General features: G+C 43.9%; 1 protein-coding gene. It reads right to left on the bottom strand.

What is annotated here, in order from left to right; all coding sequences use genetic code 11:
* The coding region (locus BCT81_RS13670; RefSeq protein ID WP_102424775.1) for a TIGR01212 family radical SAM protein at positions 1–901 on the bottom strand (901 nt) is incomplete at its 3' end.
* Between the last annotated feature and the right edge of the window lie 264 nt (positions 902–1,165).

Raw genomic sequence — 1,165 nt, 5'->3', positions numbered from 1 at the left:
TAATGCCTTGTGCACCGGTTTTATCCAGTGATCGACCTATCTCTGTCATCGCCAGCCAACGGTTCTCACACCATAACGGAGAGAGTAATGTAGGACGTCTTGCCGCAGAAGAAACACGATGGTAAACCACGTTCGCAGGGGTGCGCTGGATGATATCCGTAGCAATGTCGACATACTCTTCAAGGCTTGGTGCTTCTAGCTTGCCGGCTTTCCATGCTTTAGCCATGGTGCTTCCCTCTACTATATGAAGACCATGAAGCTTGATGCCATCAGTACCCACTGCTAATACCTTTTCTAATGTTTCAAGGTTATCGGCTTTGGTCTCTTTTGGTAGTCCAACAATAAGGTGAGTACACACCTTAATTCCGAGAGCGCGAGCACGCTGGGTGATCGTTTTATACACCGCAAAATCATGGCCGCGATTGATGCGCTTAAGAGTATCGTTGTTGGCCGTTTGCAAACCGAGTTCCAACCAGATCTCATACCCCTTTTCTACGTATCCAGCCAATAACTCTAAAACAGAATCAGGTACGCAGTCGGGTCTTGTGCCCACGCAAAGACCAACGATATCGGCACCAGGTGCTTTTAGCGCCTCTTCATACATATTCTTTAGCACTTGCACCTCAGCATAAGTGCTGGTGTACGCCTGAAAATAAGCTAGATACTTCTTAGCACGAGCAATTTCACCCGCACGATCTTTTAGCTGTTCTGCAATACTCTGAACCTGGGTTTGTTCATCGGCAAAAGACGCCACATTACAAAAAGTGCAGCCTCCGCGGCCAATGGTGCCATCTCGGTTTGGACAACTAAAACCGCCGTGCAGTGTTAGTTTGTGAACCTTTTCGCCATAACGACGTTGAAGATCTTGGCCGATAGTATTGACCAACTCATGTAATTGCATATTTTCAAAGCGCTCAAGTAAATAAGAATGAATATCAGTCTTTTTTGAAAAAAAATTACATCCCTGCAAAATTCGACCAATTAGTTTACTCAAGGCTTTTTGCGAGCAACCTATCAAATATCAATAAACATGCAAAAAATCGGCTCTATTTGCCTAATGCTGCACATTTGTTAGACAAAAAATTCAAAATAAAACGAAAAAAATGGTCTACATGGGTCAACTTTCATTGCAATTCGCCTAGACAAAATTGTAGGATACTCACAC

Source organism: Vibrio sp. 10N.261.52.A1, from assembly GCF_002876325.1.
Classification (GTDB): domain Bacteria; phylum Pseudomonadota; class Gammaproteobacteria; order Enterobacterales; family Vibrionaceae; genus Vibrio; species Vibrio chagasii.
This window is presented reverse-complemented; position numbering and strand designations above follow the sequence as displayed.